Below are 18,848 nucleotides of genomic sequence, written 5' to 3'. Positions count from 1 at the left end.
AAATAACTGCATAGTTTTATCTTAGACCAAAGAGCATAGGGGCTTAAAGCTTAAAATTTACCCTGTGTGAGGTTTTGGGCTGAAAGGAGGAAGAATGACTAAGCAAGAGAAGATTCAGATTGTAGAATATTTAAGCGCTGAATTTAAGAATGCTTCCGCACTGATTGTGTGTGATTATAAAGGTTTGCAAGTCAGTCATCTTGAAGAGCTAAGACGCACTTCAAAAGCGGCAAACATTAAAGTTCAAGTGATTAAAAATACTTTGGCAAGTATCGCACTAAAAAATGCAGAGCAGCCTGATTTGGCACTTAAGGATACAAATATTTTCCTTTGGGCAGATGATCAAATCGCGTTATCTAAGGTTGTTTGTAAGTTTGCAGATGCACATAGTGAGCATTTTAGCTTAAAAATGGGCTTGTTTGATGCAGAAGTTGTGGATACACAGCATATTATATCTGTTTCCAAGCTCCCAAGCAAAGAAGAGCTTATTGGTATGTTGTTGTCTGTTTGGACGGCACCGGCACGCTATTTTGTTACCGGGCTTGATAATTTGAAAAAACAAAAAGAAGAAAATCAATAAAAGGAGAAAAAATGGCAATTTCTAAAGAAGATGTATTAGAATACATTGGGAATCTTTCTGTGTTGGAGCTTTCAGAGCTTGTGAAGGCTTTTGAAGAAAAGTTTGGTGTGAGTGCTGCTCCAACGGTTGTTGCAGGTGCGGTTGCAGGTGGCGGAGCTGGAGCTGCTGCTGAAGAAAAAACTGACTTTAATGTGATTCTTGTTGATGCGGGTGCAAATAAGATTAATGTTATCAAGGCAGTTCGTGAGATTACAGGACTTGGCTTGAAAGAAGCTAAAGATGCCACAGAGCAAACTCCAAGCACACTTAAAGAAGGTGTAAGCAAAGAAGATGCTGAAAACTTTAAGAAAAAACTTGAAGAAGCGGGTGCTAAGGTTGAAATTAAATAAAATCCTTATGTTTCACTGCTTATAATGGGTTGCCAAATCTTAGAATCTAAGGTTTGGCTTTTTTGCGTTTAAGTAATATTGTAAAAATACCTTATAATTGTAGGCTTTTTTAGAGTATTTAGCTCTTTTTAATCATAGACCAAGAAGGATTCAACATATGGCAAACTTCACAAAATTAAAAAATAGACTCCGAGCAGACTTTACAAAAAATCCTCAAAGTATAGATGTTCCCAATCTTTTGCTTTTGCAAAGAAATAGTTATGATGATTTTCTTTGTATTGATGGTGATAAAGAATCTGGTATTGAACGCGTATTTAAGTCTGTTTTTCCTATCCAAGATAATCAAAATCGCATTACGCTTGAATATGCTGGTTGTAAATTTGGCAAACCTAAATATACGACCAATGAAGCAATGGTGCGTGGTGTAACTTATGCCATTTCATTGCAGATTAAAATTCGTCTTGTATTGTGGGAAAAGGACGAAAAAACCGGCGAAAGATTGGGTGTAAAAGATGTAAAAGAACAAAATATTTTTGTGCGTGATATTCCATTGATGACAGATAGAACAAGCTTTATTATCAATGGTGTTGAACGCGTGGTGGTTAATCAGCTTCATCGCAGCCCGGGCGTCATTTTCAAAGAAGAAGAATCTAATACTTCATCAAATAAGCTTATCTATACAGGGCAGATTATCCCTGATCGTGGCTCTTGGTTGTATTTTGAATATGATGCTAAAGATGTATTGTATGCACGTATCAATAAACGCCGTAAAGTGCCTGTAACAATCATTTTGCGTGCTATGGGATACAGCAAGCAAGACATTCTTAAAATTTTCTATCCATTACAAAAAGTGAAGTATCAAAAGGGCAAATATCTTATTCCTTTTGATGTGGATAGCATTGGCACTCGTGCTGAATTTGATATCAAGGACGCTAAGGGTAATCTTTTGGTAGCATCTGGCAAGAGACTTTCGGCTAAAAAAATCAAGGAATTAAAAGAAGCTAAAATTGATCTTATAGAATATCCCCTTGAAAGCTTGAGTAATAAATTCCTTGCCGAGCCTATCATTAACGCACAAGGAGAAGTGCTTTTTGATACCTTGACACAGCTTGATGAACTAAAACTCAAAAAACTTCACGAGCTTAAAATTAATGAGTTTGTCATTGCCAATGATAGTGCAGCAGGTGTGGATAACTCAATTATCAATTCATTTATTGCCGATGCGGAATCGCTTAAAATGCTTCGCCAAAGTGAAAAGATTGATGATGAAAATGACTTGGCTGCTATTAGAATCTACAAAGTTATGCGTCCCGGAGAGCCTGTAACAAAAGAGGTTGCAAAAAGTTTTGTGCGTCAATTATTCTTTGATTCAGAGCGTTATGACTTGACACGCGTTGGGCGTATGAAAATGAATCATAAACTTCAAATTAATGTCCCAGATTATGTTACCGTGCTGACACACGAGGATATTCTTAAAACGATTCAATATCTGCTTAAAGTCAAAAATGGACTAGGTAAAATTGATGATAGAGACCATCTTGGTAATCGTAGAATCCGCTCTATCGGTGAGCTTTTGGCAAATGAACTTCACTCTGGGCTTGTCAAAATGCAAAAAGCTATCCGCGATAAGCTTACTTCATTAAGTGGCGCATTTGATACGATTATGCCTCACGATTTAGTCAATGGCAAGATGATTACAAGCACGATTATGGAGTTTTTCACCGGCGGACAGCTTTCACAATTTATGGACCAAACTAATCCGCTCTCAGAAGTTACTCACAAACGCCGACTTTCCGCACTTGGTGAGGGTGGGCTTGTGAAAGACAGAGTGGGCTTTGAAGCAAGAGATGTGCATCCTACGCATTATGGTAGAATCTGCCCCATTGAAACGCCAGAAGGGCAAAATATCGGTTTGATTAACACACTTTCAACTTATACCCGCGTAAATGATTTGGGCTTTATTGAAGCACCATATAAAAAAGTTGAAAATGGCATTGTAACTGATGAGATTGTCTATCTTACTGCCGCTCAAGAAGAAGGACTTGTTATCGCTCCTGCAAGCACGGCTGTGGACAAAGATGGTCGCATTATTGAAGATTTGATTGAAACAAGAAAAGATGGTGAGATTCTCCTAGGGGAAAAATCTCGCGTTCAGCTCATTGACTTAAGCCCTAGAATGCTTGTTGGTGTGGCTGCTTCACTCATTCCATTTTTAGAGCACGATGATGCTAACCGTGCTCTAATGGGATCTAATATGCAGCGTCAAGCTGTGCCGCTATTAAAGCCTGATGCACCTATTGTTGGCACAGGGATTGAGCAAGTGATTGCTCGTGATTCTTGGGAGGCGACAAAGGCAAAAAGAGGCGGTGTTGTAGAAAAGGTAGATTCTAAAAATATTTATATTCTTGGCGAAGATGATAATGGTGCATACATTGATCACTATTATTTGGGTAAGAATCTGCGAACAAACCAAAATACTTGTTTTTCACAGCAACCTATCGTGCGACAAGGTGATAGCGTGGAAGAAGGACAAATTATCGCCGATGGTCCAAGTATGGATAGCGGTGAGTTGGCTTTGGGAAAAAATATCCGTGTAGCCTTTATGCCGTGGAATGGATATAACTTTGAAGATGCGATTGTGGTGAGTGAAAAGCTTATTAAAGAAGATGCTTTTACTTCTATTCATATTTATGAAAAAGAAATTGAAGCGCGTGAGCTTAAACACGGGTTAGAGGAGATTACAGCTGATATTCCGGGCACAAAAGAAACAGAGACTGCTCATCTTGATGAAAGTGGGATTGTAAGGATTGGGACTTATGTAAGTGGGGGTATGATTCTTGTTGGGAAAGTCTCTCCTAAAGGCGAAGTGAAGCCTACGCCTGAAGAGAGATTATTGCGTGCGATTTTTGGCGAAAAAGCAGGACACGTGGTAAATAAGTCCCTATATTGTCCCCCTTCACTTGAGGGAACTGTTGTTGATGTAAAAATCTTTACAAAAAAGGGTTATGAAAAAGATGCTCGTGCCATAAGTGCCTATGAGGAAGAAAAAAAGGTGCTTGATATAGAGCATCACGACAGATTAACGATGATTCAGCAAGAGGAGACTTTGCGAATCTCACTTATGCTTTCAAAAGAAAAGCTGACGAGTGAAGCAAAAATTGCCGATAAGACGTTTAAAAAAGGCACACAGATTCCAAAAGAAGAGCTAGGTGTTTTGAATCCTTTTGCTCTAAGCACTTTGATTAAAAGCTATTCCAAAGAGGTGCAAAGCCGATATGAGCAGATTAAGACAAACTTCTTAGAGCAAAAGAAAACTTTGGGCGAAGAGCACGAAGAGAAACTCTCTATTTTAGAAAAAGATGATATTTTGCCTAGCGGTGTTGTAAAGCTTGTAAAGATTTATATCGCTACAAAACGCAAACTGAAAGTGGGCGATAAAATGGCTGGACGACACGGAAATAAAGGTATTGTCTCAAATATCGTCCCTATGGTAGATATGCCTTATACTGCTGATGGTGAGCCTGTGGATATTGTTCTTAATCCTTTGGGTGTGCCTAGCCGTATGAATATTGGGCAGATTCTTGAAGTGCATTTGGGGCTTGTAGGTAAGAATCTTGGACGCCAACTTGAAGAAGTTCTTAGCTCGCAATCAAAGCAATGGGTTGATACATTGCGTTCAAAAATGATTGAGATTCACAAGCTTGTGAATCCAGAAGATAAGGCAATGTTAGATTTTCTTCAAAAGCTTGATGATGAGCGTTTAATTAGCTATGCACGAGATTGGAGTAAGGGTGTGAAGTTTGCTATCCCTGTATTTGAGGGTATCAAGCAAGAGCAGTTTGATAAGCTTTTTGCCCTAGCTAAAATTGACACCGATGGTAAGACAGAGCTGTATGATGGAAAAACAGGCGAAAAAACGCGTGAGCGTGTCAATGTGGGTTATATGTATATGCTCAAACTTCATCATCTTGTTGATGAAAAAGTTCACGCACGAAGCACAGGACCTTACTCGCTAGTTACGCAACAGCCTGTTGGTGGAAAGGCACTCTTTGGTGGGCAACGCTTTGGAGAAATGGAAGTGTGGGCATTGGAAGCTTATGGAGCAGCTCATACGCTCAAAGAAATGCTTACAATTAAATCTGATGATACAGAGGGACGCAGGGGTGCGTATAAAGCGATTACAAAAGGTGAGCACGTTGGGGAATCTGAGATTCCAGAGACTTTTTATGTTTTGACAAAAGAGCTTCAATCTCTAGCACTTGATGTGAATATTTATGGCGAAGAAGTTGATGAAAATGGAATGCCTGTACCTATTATCATTAAAGAAGATGATAGACCAAAAGATTTTAGCTCATTCCAACTAGTGTTGGCAAGTCCGGAGAAAATTCTCTCTTGGAGTCGTGGCGAAGTCAAAAAGCCAGAAACGATTAATTATCGTACATTAAAGCCCGAACGTGATGGACTATTCTGCACGAAAATTTTTGGACCGGTGCGTGATTATGAGTGCTTGTGTGGAAAATACAAAAAAATGCGTTATAAGGGCATTGTATGTGAAAAATGCGGTGTTGAAGTAACAAAAGCAAAAGTTCGTCGCTCTCGTATGGGGCATATTGAGCTTGTAGCACCTGTGGCACATATTTGGTATGTGAGTTCTTTGCCTAGTCGTATAGGGACATTGCTTGGTGTGAAAATGAAAGATTTAGAGCGTGTTTTATACTATGAAGCGTATATTGTTAAGAATCCCGGCGAGGCATTTTATGATAATGAAGGCTCAAAGCCAATTTTGAAATATGATGTGCTGAATGAAGAGCAATTCCAAAGTATTAATCAACGCTTTGAGCATACCGGCTTTGTGGCACAAATGGGCGGAGAGGCGATTAAAGAGCTTTTAGAGGAGCTAGATTTAACGCAACTTCTAGGTTCATTGCGTGAAGAGATAAAATCAACAAATTCCGAAGCAAAGAAAAAGACTATTGTAAAAAGATTAAAAGTTGTTGAAAGCTTTATTAATTCCGGCAATCGCCCAGAGTGGATGATGCTGACAATCTTGCCGGTGTTGCCACCAGATTTGCGTCCTTTGGTTGCCCTTGATGGCGGAAAGTTTGCTGTGAGTGATGTCAATGACTTGTATCGCCGCGTGATTAACCGCAATCAACGCTTAAAGCGATTGATTGAGCTAGATTCACCAGAAATTATTGTCCGCAACGAAAAGAGAATGCTCCAAGAAGCTGTTGATGCGTTGTTTGATAATGGCAGAAATGCTAATGCGGTGAAGGGTGCAAATAAGCGTCCGCTTAAATCGCTTTCAGAGATTATCAAAGGGAAGCAAGGACGCTTTAGGCAGAATCTGCTCGGTAAGAGGGTGGATTTCTCTGGGCGAAGTGTTATTGTCGTGGGACCAAATCTTAAGATGGATCAATGTGGATTGCCTAAAAATATGGCATTAGAGCTATTTAAGCCACATTTATTTGCAAAGCTTGAAGAGAAAGGGTATGCTACAACGCTCAAACAAGCTGTAAAAATGGTGAATCAAAAGACAAATGAAGTGTGGGAGTGTCTCCAAGAGATTGTTGAAGGTTATCCAGTGCTACTCAATCGTGCGCCAACATTGCATAAGCAGTCTATTCAAGCATTCCACCCAAAATTGATAGATGGCAAGGCGATTCAGCTTCATCCGCTTGTATGTTCAGCTTTCAATGCGGACTTTGATGGTGACCAAATGGCAGTGCATGTGCCACTTTCACAAGAAGCCATTGCAGAATGTAAGCTACTAATGCTTAGCTCTATGAATATTCTTTTGCCTGCAAGTGGTAAGGCAGTAGCCGTGCCTAGCCAAGATATGGTTTTAGGCTTATACTATCTGTCTTTGGAGAAAAAAGGCGTAAAAGGTGAGCATAAGATTTTTGGAAGTATTGATGAGATTGTTATGGCAATTGAAATGGGCGAGCTTGATATTAATGCACGCATTAAAACTGTGTATGAAAGACGCGTGATTGATACAACTGCTGGGCGTATGATTCTAAGCTCTATATTACCTGATTTTGTGCCACTAAGTCTATGGAATCAAACAATGAAGAAAAAAGACATTGGTGCATTAATTGATTATGTGTATAAAGAAGGTGGGCTAGGTATCACAGCAACTTTCCTTGATAATCTTAAGAATCTTGGATTTAAATATGCTACAAAAGCGGGTATTTCGATTTCTGCGGCTGATATTATTATCCCTCAAGATAAGATGGGTATGATAGAAGAGGCTAAAAAAGAAATTAAGAGAATCCAAGGTGAGTTTGAGCAGGGGCTTCTCACTGCACAAGAGCGATACAATAAGAGCATTGATATTTGGACAGAGACAAGTGAAAAAATGGGCAAACTGATGATGGAGAAAGTCAAGACTGACAAGCAGGGCTTTAACTCTATCTATATGATGGCAGATTCAGGAGCGAGAGGTAGTGAGGCACAAATTCGTCAGCTTTCTGCAATGAGAGGGCTTATGGCTAAGCCTGATGGCACGATTATTGAGACACCTATTACATCAAACTTTAAAGAAGGCTTGAATGTATTAGAATACTTCAATTCAACGCACGGAGCGAGAAAAGGTCTAGCTGATACGGCGTTAAAAACGGCAAATGCTGGGTATCTCACAAGGAAGCTTATTGATGTAAGCCAAAATATGAAAGTTACTATTGAGGATTGTGGCACACACGAGGGTGTGGAGATTACAGATATTACCGTTGGAAGTGATATGATTGAGCCGCTTGAAGAGCGTGTAGTCGGGCGTGTGTTGGCACGAGATATTATTGACCCTATTGCTAATGAGATTCTATTGAGCGAGGGTGTGCTTATTGATGTGGCAATGGCAAAACGCATCAAGGAAGCAAATGTTAAATCTATAATGATACGCACTCCTGTAACTTGTAAGGCTCCAAAAGGTGTGTGTGCGAAGTGCTATGGACTGAATCTTGGTGAGTCTAAGATGGTTAAACCCGGCGAAGCTGTTGGGGTATTGGCTGCACAAAGTATCGGTGAGCCGGGCACTCAGCTTACGCTTAGAACATTCCACGTTGGTGGGACAGCAAGCAGAAGCACGGAAGAAAAGCAAATTGTGGCGAAAAAAGAAGGCTTTATCCGCTATCACAATATCCGCACTTACACAAATAGTAAGGGGCAAAAGATTGTGGCAAATCGCAGAAATGCTGCTATTCTTGTTGTGGAGCCACGCATTAAGGCGGAGTTTGATGGGGAACTTTTGGTTGAAAATATCCACGATGAAGTGCATATTACTATTGTTGGTGATAAGAAGCGAACTGAAACATACCGCTTAAGGAAAGATGATGTAGCCAAGCAAAACGAGCTTGCTGGGGTTACAGGTAAGATTGAGGGCAAACTTCTTGTGCCACACGAAAGCGGATATAAGGTTAAGGCTGGTGGAAGCATTGTTGATACGATTATGGATAGCTGGAATGTCCCCACTCGCATTCCTTATGGAAGTGAGTTAAAGGTTGAAGACAATGCGCCTATTTCTCAAAAAATCGTGGCAAAAGAGAAAGGTATTGTGAAGTTTTATACACTCCGTGCCGATACGCTTGAGCGTAATCACGATGTGAAGAAGGGTATGGTTGTAGCAGAAAAGGGTATGTTTGCTGTTATTGCTGATCAAAATGATAGGGAGGCTATCCGCCACTATATTGCGAGAACTTCTAAGATTCTTGTTGATGATAATAGTGAAGTGGAGATTGACACGCTTATTTCCGAGCCAAGTTCAGATGAGCATATTGTTGTGGCAGAATGGGATGCGTATAGTGAGCCTGTGATTGCCGATCAAGCAGGGGTTATATCCTTTAGAGACATTATCGCAGGTATTACAGTGAGTGAGCAAGAAGATGAGAATACACATCAAAAGAATTTTGTGATTAACGAGTATGTTCCGGCTGGTTATAAGCCTATGCTTGTTGTTACCACAAAAGATGGTAAGGAGATAAGCTATCGTTTAGAATCTCGCACATCTATTGCGGTGAATGATGGAGATAAGGTAGAAGTGGCTGATATTATTGCTAAAGTGCCTAAAGCATTAGCAAAATCAAAAGATATTACCGGTGGTCTTCCACGCGTTACAGAACTCTTTGAGGCAAGAAAGCCAAAAGATACTGCCATTCTTTCAGAGCTTGATGGAACGGTGAGTTTTGGTAAGCCGATACGCGGTAAGGAAAGAATCATTATCACTTCTAGTGATGGTCGCGTGGCTGAATATGCTGTGGATAAAAATAAGAAGATTCTCGTACACGAAAATGAGTTTATCCACGCAGGGGAGGCAATGACTGATGGTGTAGTTTCAAGCCACGATATCTTGCGTATCAGTGGGGAAAAAGAACTTCACAAATATATCGTAAGTGAAGTGCAGCAAGTATATCGCCGACAAGGTGTAAGTATTGCTGATAAACATATCGAGATTATTGTGTCTCAAATGTTGCGACAAGTGAAGATTGTTGATAGTGGCAATACGAAATTTATTGAAGGCGATTTAGTCAGTAAGCGACATTTTAAAGAAGAGAATGAGCGAATCTTGCGTATGGGTGGGGAACCAGCGGTGGCTGAACCAATTTTGCTAGGTATCACGCGTGCGGCTATTGGAAGCGATTCTATTATTTCCGCAGCATCTTTCCAAGAAACTACAAAGGTGCTTACGGAAGCGAGTATCGCAGCCAAGAAAGATACGCTTGATGATCTTAAGGAAAATGTTGTTTTAGGGCGTATGATACCTGTGGGAACGGGCTTGTATAAAAACAAGAAGTTTAACTACAAGTATGATTCACAAGATGAAAGGCTTGAAGAATAGGCGAAATCCTATTCTCTAAGAGAAATAAAAGTTTTAGTTGGGTAGAATCCCCGCATTTTTTATTTTCAAATTTTACATAAAGGAAAGTCAGTGCCAACCATAAATCAGTTAATTAGAAAAGAGAGAAAGAAAGTCATTCGTAAGACAAAGTCTCCAGCGTTGTTAGAATGTCCGCAGAGAAGGGGCGTATGCACGCGTGTTTATACAACAACACCAAAGAAACCAAACTCGGCATTAAGAAAGGTAGCAAAGGTTAAGCTTACCTCCAAGGTTGAAGTGATTAGCTATATTCCCGGTGAAGGGCATAATCTACAAGAACACTCAATCGTGCTTGTAAGGGGTGGTCGTGTTAAGGACTTGCCGGGTGTGAAATATCACATTATTCGTGGTGCTTTGGATACAGCAGGTGTAGCAAAACGAAGCGTTTCACGCAGTAAGTATGGTGCTAAAAAAGCTAAAGCCGGTGGCGATAAAAAATAATTAAGGATAGAATATGAGAAGAAGAAAAGCTCCTGTAAGAGAGATTCTAGGTGATCCAATCTATAACAACAAAGTCGTAACGAAGTTTATCAATAAAATGATGCTTGATGGTAAAAAAAGTGTGAGTGAAAAGATTATTTACGCAGCTTTTGATAGGATTGAAGAAAAAAGTGGTGAAAAAGGTATTGAAGTTTTTGAAAAAGCTTTGGAGCGCGTAAAGCCACTTGTTGAAGTAAGAAGCAGACGCGTAGGTGGAGCGACTTATCAAGTTCCTGTTGAAGTGCGTCCAGCTCGTCAGCAGTCCCTTTCTATCCGCTGGTTACTTGAGGCGACACGCAAGAGAAATGAACGCACGATGGTTGAGCGTTTGGCAAGTGAGCTTGTAGATGCGGCAAATGATCGTGGTGCAGCGTTTAAGAAAAAAGAAGATGTGCATAAAATGGCTGAAGCGAACAAAGCATTTGCACACTATCGTTGGTAATAGAGAAATAAAGGACATAGAATGGCGAGAAAAACCCCTTTAGCACGAATTAGAAATATTGGTATTGCCGCACACATTGATGCTGGTAAAACAACAACTTCAGAGCGTATTTTGTTTTATACAGGTGTGAGTCATAAAATAGGTGAAGTGCACGATGGTGCTGCGACTATGGACTGGATGGAGCAGGAAAAAGAGCGTGGTATCACCATTACTTCAGCGACAACGACTTGTTTTTGGAAAGATTATCAAATTAATCTTATTGACACTCCCGGACACGTAGATTTTACCATTGAAGTGGAGCGTTCAATGCGTGTGCTTGATGGTGCTGTGGCTGTCTTTTGTTCCGTTGGTGGGGTGCAGCCTCAAAGTGAAACAGTGTGGAGACAGGCTAATAAGTATGGCGTTCCTCGTATGGTGTTTGTGAATAAAATGGATAGAATTGGTGCAAATTTTTTCAATGTTGAATCTCAAATTAAGCAACGCTTGAAAGCCAATCCTGTGCCTATTAATATTCCTATTGGTGCAGAGGAAAATTTTAAAGGCGTTGTGGATTTGATTCAAATGAAAGCTATTGTTTGGAATGATGAATCTATGGGTGCCAAGTATGATGTGGAAGAGATCCCAGTAGACTTGGTAGAAAAAGCTAATGAGTATCGTGAGAAGTTACTAGAAGCAGCGGCAGAACAAGATGAGGCTTTGATGGAGAAATACCTTGGCGGAGAAGAACTAAGTGTTGAAGAAATCAAAAAGGGCATCAAAATCGGCTGTCTTAATATGAGTCTTATCCCAATGCTTTGTGGTTCAAGCTTTAAGAATAAGGGTGTTCAAACACTTCTTGATGCGGTAGTTGATTATCTTCCTGCTCCCACTGAAGTCGCTGAAATTAAGGGTATTGATCCAAAAGATGAATCTGAACTTAGTGTAGAATCAAGTGATAATGGTGCGTTTGCTGGTTTGGCATTTAAGATTATGACAGACCCATTTGTTGGACAGCTTACATTTGTGCGTGCATATCGTGGGAAGTTAGAATCTGGAAGCTATGTGCTTAACTCAACAAAAGGTAAAAAAGAGCGTGTTGGACGGCTTTTGAAAATGCACTCTAACAAGCGTGAGGATATTAAAGAGATTTATGCAGGTGAGATTTGTGCGTTTGTTGGACTAAAGGACACGGTTACAGGGGATACGCTTTGTGATGAAAAAGTGCCTGTGATTTTGGAGCGTATGGATTTCCCAGAGCCTGTAATTCAAATTGCTGTTGAGCCAAAGACAAAAGCAGACCAAGAAAAAATGTCTATCGCTCTAGGCAAGCTTGCAGAAGAGGACCCAAGCTTTAGAGTAAGCACACACGAGGAAACAGGACAAACACTTATTGGTGGTATGGGTGAGCTGCACCTTGAGATTATCGTTGATAGGTTGAAAAGAGAGTTTAAGGTTGAAGCCGAAGTAGGTGAACCGCAAGTTGCCTTTAGAGAGACTATCCGTAATGCAGTAGAACAGGAATGTAAGTATGCAAAACAATCTGGTGGGCGAGGTCAGTATGGACACGTTCATATTAAGCTAGAGCCAAAAGAACCCGGTGAGGGATATGAGTTTGTAAATAATATTAGTGGGGGTGTTATTCCAAAAGAATATATTCCTGCTGTTGATAAGGGTATCCAAGAGGCAATGCAAAATGGTGTGCTTGCTGGCTATCCAGTTGTAGATTTTAAGGTAACTCTCTATGATGGGAGTTACCACGATGTGGATTCATCTGAAATGGCGTTTAAAATCGCTGGTTCTATGGCGTTTAAAGATGCTTGTCGCAAGGCAAATGCGGTGCTCTTAGAACCTATGATGAAGGTTGAGGTTGAGGTCCCTGAAGAGTATATGGGTGATGTCATAGGAGATTTAAACAGAAGACGCGGACAGATAAATTCAATGGATGATCGTATGGGATTAAAGATTGTGAATGCATTTGTTCCATTAGCTGAGATGTTTGGGTATTCTACTGATTTGCGTTCAGCTACACAGGGTAGAGGCACATATACAATGGAGTTTGACCACTATGGTGAAGTTCCAAATAATATTGCCAAGGAAATTATGGAAAAAAGAAAGGGGTAACATATGAAAAAGTTAGCTTTAGTTTTGGGTCTAGGTTTGATGTTTGCAGCGTGTGGTGATAACACAAAAGAAAAGGAAGCGCCTGCTCCAGCTCCAGTAATAGAAGACAAACCGGTGCAAGATCCTGCTCAAGCAACAGTAGCTCCCGCTGATGAGAATAATACTGATGTTAAGCCTGAGGCAGAAGCTCCTGCTACAAGTGAAGATCAAACAAAGTCTGATGAGCAAAAGGAAGAAAAAGCTCAATAGTCAATCCTGTGTTCCTCTAAGAGTTTCGTTTTTTAGGGGACTTTGTTAAAAAGGAGATGATGCAATGCTAAGATTTGTATTTTGTTTATTTCTTTTTTCTTTTTCTGCTTGTTTTGATAACAAAGGTGATTCTAGCTCACAATCTTCTCAAACTACACTTCCTTTACAAAGTTCTAATATTTTATCAGATTCTGCTCGTTGGGATTCTAGGGAAAATTTGACAGATCCAGAAACACTTTATGCGCGTTGTGCTTCGTGCCACGGTAAAGATGGCAAGAGTGTTGCACCCGGCAGTGTGGGTAATGTTTTAATCGCTTCGCTCAATAAAGAGCAGGTTATAGAATCTTTAAAAGGCTTTCGTTCGCAAACATTAAGCAAGGGTGGTAATTCTGTGATTATGTATATGCAAACTAAAAATCTAAGCGATGCAGATATTGAAGCATTAGGGGCATATATTGATGCATTTTAACTATTTTGATCTTTAGATTAGAATAGGTATCATTTTTTTTAGAAATACCTGACAATCTTTATAATTGGGTGTTTAGGGATAGTTTTAATCCTTGATGATAAGGATCTAGTTTTAGAATGTAGAGAGTAAAATACTTTACGGTTAGAAATCAAAGCTCACCCCCCCCCCTTTTTTTATTTGTTTGTTGTGAATTGTCTCCAAGATAAACAAATGCGAAGCTCTCTTATCTTCTACTATTGCGAGTTTTGTAAGGTTTCTTCCAAAATAGATTGCGTTGCAGGAACATCTTTTTGATCTACAAAGAAAAATATCTCAACACGATTATTTTTGGCACGATTAATAGCACTATCATTGGGTGCGACTGCCTGATGTTCCCCATAGCCAGAAAAAGAAATGCGTTCAGGTGAGATTCCATTTTTAATAAGATTTTTCATTACAGCAAGGGAGCGTGCTGAAGAAAGCTCATAATTATCCTTATATCTTGAGCCAATAGGCAACGAAGCATTATCGGTATAACCTCGCACATCAATTTTGACATAATCGGGTAGTTTTTTGATGATAGCCGTCATACGCTGAAGATATAGATATACATCGCTATTGTTGATTTCTGCACTTCCAGATTCAAAAAAGAGATTTGAGGGCAATCGCAAAGACAACCCCATTTCCATTTGTTCTAAGATGCCGCCTTCTTCCGCCATTTGTTGAATCTCAGCTGTGGTAACCGAAGAAGTTTGGCTGATAGCTCCACTCTCATTTTCTACTTCACTATCATTGATATCATCTTGATTTGAAGGAAGTGGTGAGGTGAGCGTAAAGTCAAAAATCTTCACAAATTCAGTTTTGAGTGCTTCTGAATCTGCGGAGCTTGTGGAAGAAATCGCCCATAAGGCAATAAAGAGTGCCAAAAGCAAAGAGAGAAAGTCCGCATAAGGAACAGCCCACTTCTCACCAGCAGGGCATTCAGGGCATTTTTTCTTTTTTGCCATAATCTTTGCCTACTCAAATTGTGAGATTTTAGGCTCACCCGGTGGTATAAAGCCAAGCAGTTTTTCTTCAAGGTTGCGTGGGTTATCACCATTGGCAATGCCTACAACGCCTTCTAATACAACCATACGCTCCCTAATAATATCTTTGCTTTTTGCTATCATCTTGTGTCCCCACGGACCAAAGAGCGCATACGCACAGAAAATCCCCGTAACCGTTGCGGTAAATGCTCCAGCAATACCAGCTGCCATTGCTTTTGGATCATCAAGAAGTTGGAGTGCGAGCATAAGCCCCATAACCGCCCCTACAAGCCCCATAGTAGGACAAGTTTCCGCATAGGTTACCCAGTAGTGTGCCGATCCGTGATAATACTCTTCTAAAGATTCTATTTGCACTTCCATATCTTCACGCACAGCGTGAGCGTCCCGCCCATCAATAATCATTGATAGGGCTTGTCGCAAGAAGTCATCTTCAATTTGAGCGGCTTTGCCTTCAAGGGAGAGAACGCCATCTTTTCTTGCAAGAGTTGAGAGCTCCACAATGGTGCGTATGGTTTCATTGAGATTGACCTTACTTGCACCAAAGACAATTTTTAACTCCTTCAATGCACCTTTTACGTGTGTTGGGTGGGTGCCAGACATTGCCGCACAACCAGCTGTTGGGATAATGATAATAAGTGAACTGATGTGAATGAGATGTAAAGGGTTGCCCCCCTCCAAAAAATCCCCTATTGAGAGACTTGCAATAGCCCCGATGAGTCCTAAAACGGTCGTTAAATCCATAAGCACCCTTCCTGTCTAAATTTGAGATAAAAAAGCAAAAAATATTCCTAGCTCATTTCGCATCTTACAAATCACATTCTATATGTTTAATCCAAAGTTTAGCATTATGCTGCTCATCTATAAGTGTTGTTGCAACGCCGTGTCCGGGGTGAATAGTCTTATTTTGAGTGTAGGAGAGTTGTGAAAAGCGAGTAAGTGAATCTTTCATATCAGTTGCGTTTGAGTAGGGAAAATCATACCGTCCAATGGAGCGATGAAAGATAAAATCACCGCTAAAAATTTCATTTTCAATCTCAATGATAGAACAACCCGGCGTGTGTCCAGGAAAATGGGAGAAAACAACTTCCACATTATTGAATTGAAGTTTTTGTGAATCTTTTTTGCACTCCGTGAGAATATCTGGGATACTTGGGCTTACACCTGTATCAAAACAATCAGATTCTAACATAAATACATCAAGTTCCGGGCAAACAAGCGGCACATTTACAAAATGAGCCTTTAGCTCGGCATTACTCCAAATATGATCAAAATGTCCGTGAGTATTGAGAAAAGCAAGAGGATTAGGACAATTTTCAATCACCCATTGTGTCGCACCAATTCCCGCATCGACAATAATCTCTCCCTGTGGGAATTTGCAAATATAACAATTTGTTTGATACTCGCCAAAACTTTGAGAGAGAATTTCCACAATAATCCTACCTTTTTGAGAATTGTGGGCTTCTGCGTGCCTTTCTTTTACCATATTTTTTACGCTCAACAACGCGTGAATCTCTTGTGAGAAGACCCTTTGGCTTAAGAATTGCTCTAAAAGCAATATCATAGTTGTTAAGTGCTTTTGAGATTCCGTGTCGCAATGCTTCTGCCTGTGCAGAATAACCACCACCCAAAGTAACGGCGTGAATATCCACAGACTTTTCTTGCTTTGTTAAAAGCAAGGGCTGCATAACTTTCATTTTAATCGCCTCGTGTCCGCCAAGCCACTCATTGAGACTTTGTCCATTGATGGTGAGTTTCCCGCTTCCAGCACTCAACCAAACTTTTGCGATTGCTGTTTTTCTTTTTCCTGTTGCATAAACTTTTGCCATAGTATTCCCTTATTTTGAGCTTTTAGAAACTTGTGCACTGTGTGGATGTTCATTGCCACGATATACCTTGAGCTTTTTAAGCATAGCTCGTCCAAGCTTATTTTTTGGGAGCATTCCACGCACTGCGAGATGATAGAGCTTTTCTGGATGTTTTTCTAGCATTTCTTGCAAAGTCTTACTTTTTGTGCTTCCAAAGTAGCCAGAATGTGTGAAATACTCCTTATCTTCAAGCTTCATTCCTGTAAATTTTGCTTCAGTAGCGTTGATAATCACTACAAAATCTCCACAATCAATATGTGGTGTAAAGCAAGGTTTGTGCTTACCACGCAAAAGTGTTGCCACCTCAGTGATGAGACGACCAAACACCTTGTCTTTGGCATCAAGCACAACCCACTGACGATTGATGTCATTTTGTGTTGCTATTTTTGTCAATTCCATCGTGTTTCCTTGAAAGTATAATCAAAATTGAGAATTGGCATTATAGGTTAGATTAGCTTAAAAAAAAATTAACTTAAGCTTATTTTAATATAATATTCCAAATCGCTCTAAAAATGCTTCATCAATACCTTGCAGCAACCCTTTTTGCCGCAAATTCTCAATCACCTCTGCATTGCAGTTTGTATCAAGGGGCCACTCTCGCAAATGCCCATCAATCTTGCCTTTATCACTTGCATCAACAAACACAAGATTCTGCGTAACAAGTATATCGCGTTTAGCATCAATATTATTCACAATCCGCCAAGTCAGCATATATGGGTTATCAAGCTTATTTTTATGTGAATCTACAAAAATGACAATACTCAAATGATTGTGCAAATTTTCAAATGCTTGTATTTTTTCTTTTACGGCATTTAAAAGATTGCTTTTTTTATCCACACTGATGATACAAATGGGGTTAGGCGTATGGGTAAAATACTGCTTTAGCCCCACGGCTTGTGAAAAAATCGCTGTGATATGCTTCAAAAGCACCTCATCGCTTAAAACGCAAAAATCAGGCTTTTCCACAGGTGTGATAGCTTCTACGCCAAGTTTGCCGCCGTGAGCAAAATCTGGGCTAGAGTGATCAAGTGCATCGCAGATTCCCTCTGTAATGAGAATATTTTGCGGAGAGAATCTATGCAAAATATACGAGCCAAAGGCTTGGTAGTCTTGTAAATCGCCCACATTTTCATCGGTAAAAATGGCGTGTTTGACAAAGCTCATCTGCCCAACACCCCAAAATGCGTGCATAATTTGTTTGCTATGTGAGGGATATTCGGGCTTAATTTTTGCAAAAATGAGATTATGGAAGACGCCATTTTCTGGCATATGATAATCAATCAAACCTTGAGCAGTGGTTTGCAACAGGGGCAAAAATACTCTTTCTGTGAGATAACCCATATATTTATCTTCAAGCGGAGGTTTGCCAACAATTGTGGCTGGAAAAATAGGCTTTTTTCGCATAGTGATAGCGGAGACTTCAAGCACGGGGTAAGGCTCAATAGGCGTGTAGAATCCCGTGTGGTCGCCAAAAGGTCCTTCATCTCGCATTTGTGTCGTATCTACCCAACCTTCAATGACAATATCCACATCATAAGGCACAAAAAGCGGATTTGTGATACAGGGGCAAAGCACAGACTTTTTTTCACGGATAAAGCCATAAAGCATAAGCTCAAAGATTCCCAAAGGTAACGGAGCCTGCCCACACCAAATATACAATGGATCGCCTCCAAGTGCGATGCTCACGGGCATTTTTTTATGTGCTTTTTTATACTCGTGAAAGAAATGCTGTGAATCTTTGTGAATCTGCCAATGCAATCCTAAATGTGTCTCATCATAGACTTGCAGACGATACATACCGAGATTTTTTTGTGTGCCATTAAGATTTTGTGTATAAACCTGCCCCATTGTGATAAACGCCCCACCATCACGCTCCCAAGTGGTAAGGATAGGTAATTCAAAGAGATTGAGATTCTGCGTTTTTATAATCTCTTGGCATTGCCCCTTTTTTTTGCTGTATTTTGGAAAGACAGAACGCAGGGCATACAGCTCTTTAAGCTTGTGGAATACCTGCTTGATACCTTTGGGTGGGCTAAGGTGCAAAAGGCTTTGCAAACTATGAGCGATTTTTGGAATGGGTTTATTGATAAGAAGCTCAAGTCTTTTATGTGAGCCAAAGACATTCATAAGCACAGGAATATCAAACTCCTTGCCACTTTTTTTGCAAATAGGTCGCGTAAAAAGCAATGCTTTGGAATTTGACTTTTTTACTTCAATATAGGCAAGTTGAGGGATTTCAAGGTAAATGTCAAGTGGCGTGTCAATGATGATGAGTTCATCGTGTTCTTGTAAAAAATTGATGAGTCGCTCAGAATCTAAAGCCATAGAAAGCTCCAAAAAAAGTTCTACCAAACAATACTAGAATCTTAAGGCTAGA

14 protein-coding genes are annotated in these 18,848 nt (G+C 40.1%); 8 read left to right on the top strand and 6 right to left on the bottom strand.

What is annotated here, in order from left to right:
- The first annotated feature begins 94 nt into the window (after positions 1 to 94).
- From rplJ to LS74_RS04120, 8 genes are all read left to right on the top strand, one after another.
- Complete coding sequence (gene rplJ, locus LS74_RS04155) at positions 95 to 580, top strand: 50S ribosomal protein L10 (protein ID WP_034588693.1); 486 nt, start codon at positions 95 to 97, stop codon at positions 578 to 580.
- Between the two features lie 11 nt (positions 581 to 591).
- Positions 592 to 969, top strand: coding sequence for a 50S ribosomal protein L7/L12 (rplL, locus tag LS74_RS04150; RefSeq protein WP_034588696.1), 378 nt, complete (start codon positions 592 to 594; stop codon positions 967 to 969).
- Between the two features lie 157 nt (positions 970 to 1,126).
- Positions 1,127 to 9,802 carry a DNA-directed RNA polymerase subunit beta/beta' gene (locus LS74_RS04145; RefSeq protein WP_138128835.1) on the top strand — a complete coding sequence of 2,892 codons (8,676 nt, stop codon included), beginning with the start codon at positions 1,127 to 1,129 and terminating at the stop codon, positions 9,800 to 9,802.
- Between the two features lie 90 nt (positions 9,803 to 9,892).
- Positions 9,893 to 10,282 carry a 30S ribosomal protein S12 gene (gene rpsL, locus LS74_RS04140; protein WP_002955409.1) on the top strand — a complete coding sequence of 130 codons (390 nt, stop codon included), beginning with the start codon at positions 9,893 to 9,895 and terminating at the stop codon, positions 10,280 to 10,282.
- Positions 10,283 to 10,295: 13 nt separating this feature from the next.
- A complete protein-coding gene (gene rpsG / locus LS74_RS04135) occupies positions 10,296 to 10,763 on the top strand; it encodes a 30S ribosomal protein S7 (RefSeq protein WP_034584739.1) in 468 nt (155 codons plus the stop codon).
- 21 nt (positions 10,764 to 10,784) lie between these two features.
- Entirely contained in the window at positions 10,785 to 12,863 is a 2,079-nt protein-coding gene (fusA, locus tag LS74_RS04130) for an elongation factor G (RefSeq protein WP_034584737.1), read from the top strand.
- 3 nt (positions 12,864 to 12,866) lie between these two features.
- Complete coding sequence (locus LS74_RS04125) at positions 12,867 to 13,112, top strand: hypothetical protein (RefSeq protein ID WP_034584734.1); 246 nt, start codon at positions 12,867 to 12,869, stop codon at positions 13,110 to 13,112.
- Positions 13,113 to 13,176: 64 nt separating this feature from the next.
- Positions 13,177 to 13,581, top strand: coding sequence for a c-type cytochrome (locus LS74_RS04120; RefSeq protein ID WP_034584731.1), 405 nt, complete (start codon positions 13,177 to 13,179; stop codon positions 13,579 to 13,581).
- A 233-nt stretch (positions 13,582 to 13,814) separates the two neighbouring features.
- Here the strand turns inward: LS74_RS04120 and motB are convergent, their stop codons facing one another.
- From motB to LS74_RS04090, 6 genes are all read right to left on the bottom strand, one after another.
- Positions 13,815 to 14,567 (bottom strand): flagellar motor protein MotB, encoded by a 753-nt coding sequence (gene motB / locus LS74_RS04115; RefSeq protein ID WP_034584728.1) that lies wholly within the window; start codon positions 14,565 to 14,567, stop codon positions 13,815 to 13,817.
- Between the two features lie 9 nt (positions 14,568 to 14,576).
- Positions 14,577 to 15,347: a flagellar motor stator protein MotA gene (gene motA, locus LS74_RS04110; RefSeq protein ID WP_034584725.1), complete on the bottom strand. Its 771-nt coding sequence runs from the start codon at positions 15,345 to 15,347 to the stop codon at positions 14,577 to 14,579.
- A 64-nt stretch (positions 15,348 to 15,411) separates the two neighbouring features.
- Entirely contained in the window at positions 15,412 to 16,035 is a 624-nt protein-coding gene (locus tag LS74_RS04105; protein ID WP_138128839.1) for an MBL fold metallo-hydrolase, read from the bottom strand.
- 7 nt (positions 16,036 to 16,042) lie between these two features.
- Positions 16,043 to 16,432, bottom strand: a complete 390-nt coding sequence (gene rpsI, locus LS74_RS04100) for a 30S ribosomal protein S9 (protein ID WP_002955401.1) — start codon at positions 16,430 to 16,432, stop codon at positions 16,043 to 16,045.
- Between the two features lie 9 nt (positions 16,433 to 16,441).
- Positions 16,442 to 16,870, bottom strand: coding sequence for a 50S ribosomal protein L13 (gene rplM, locus LS74_RS04095; RefSeq protein ID WP_034584722.1), 429 nt, complete (start codon positions 16,868 to 16,870; stop codon positions 16,442 to 16,444).
- An 84-nt stretch (positions 16,871 to 16,954) separates the two neighbouring features.
- Positions 16,955 to 18,796: a menaquinone biosynthesis decarboxylase gene (locus LS74_RS04090; RefSeq protein WP_034584719.1), complete on the bottom strand. Its 1,842-nt coding sequence runs from the start codon at positions 18,794 to 18,796 to the stop codon at positions 16,955 to 16,957.
- Positions 18,797 to 18,848 lie beyond the last annotated feature (52 nt).

This window comes from Helicobacter magdeburgensis (genome assembly GCF_000765825.2).
GTDB classification, from domain to species: Bacteria; Campylobacterota; Campylobacteria; order Campylobacterales; family Helicobacteraceae; genus Helicobacter_C; species Helicobacter_C magdeburgensis.
This window is presented reverse-complemented; position numbering and strand designations above follow the sequence as displayed.

Bases quoted from the DNA above. Each gene is read 5' to 3' on its own strand.
- rplL (WP_034588696.1), top strand. From the start codon at position 592: ATGGCAATTTCTAAAGAAGATGTATTAGAATACATTGGGAATCTTTCT.
- motB (WP_034584728.1), bottom strand. From the start codon at position 14,567: ATGGCAAAAAAGAAAAAATGCCCTGAATGCCCTGCTGGTGAGAAGTGG.
- rplM (WP_034584722.1), bottom strand. From the start codon at position 16,870: ATGGAATTGACAAAAATAGCAACACAAAATGACATCAATCGTCAGTGG.
- LS74_RS04125 (WP_034584734.1), top strand. From the start codon at position 12,867: ATGAAAAAGTTAGCTTTAGTTTTGGGTCTAGGTTTGATGTTTGCAGCG.
- rpsG (WP_034584739.1), top strand. From the start codon at position 10,296: ATGAGAAGAAGAAAAGCTCCTGTAAGAGAGATTCTAGGTGATCCAATC.
- fusA (WP_034584737.1), top strand. From the start codon at position 10,785: ATGGCGAGAAAAACCCCTTTAGCACGAATTAGAAATATTGGTATTGCC.
- LS74_RS04120 (WP_034584731.1), top strand. From the start codon at position 13,177: ATGCTAAGATTTGTATTTTGTTTATTTCTTTTTTCTTTTTCTGCTTGT.
- rplJ (WP_034588693.1), top strand. From the start codon at position 95: ATGACTAAGCAAGAGAAGATTCAGATTGTAGAATATTTAAGCGCTGAA.
- rpsI (WP_002955401.1), bottom strand. From the start codon at position 16,432: ATGGCAAAAGTTTATGCAACAGGAAAAAGAAAAACAGCAATCGCAAAA.
- motA (WP_034584725.1), bottom strand. From the start codon at position 15,347: ATGGATTTAACGACCGTTTTAGGACTCATCGGGGCTATTGCAAGTCTC.
- LS74_RS04090 (WP_034584719.1), bottom strand. From the start codon at position 18,796: ATGGCTTTAGATTCTGAGCGACTCATCAATTTTTTACAAGAACACGAT.
- LS74_RS04145 (WP_138128835.1), top strand. From the start codon at position 1,127: ATGGCAAACTTCACAAAATTAAAAAATAGACTCCGAGCAGACTTTACA.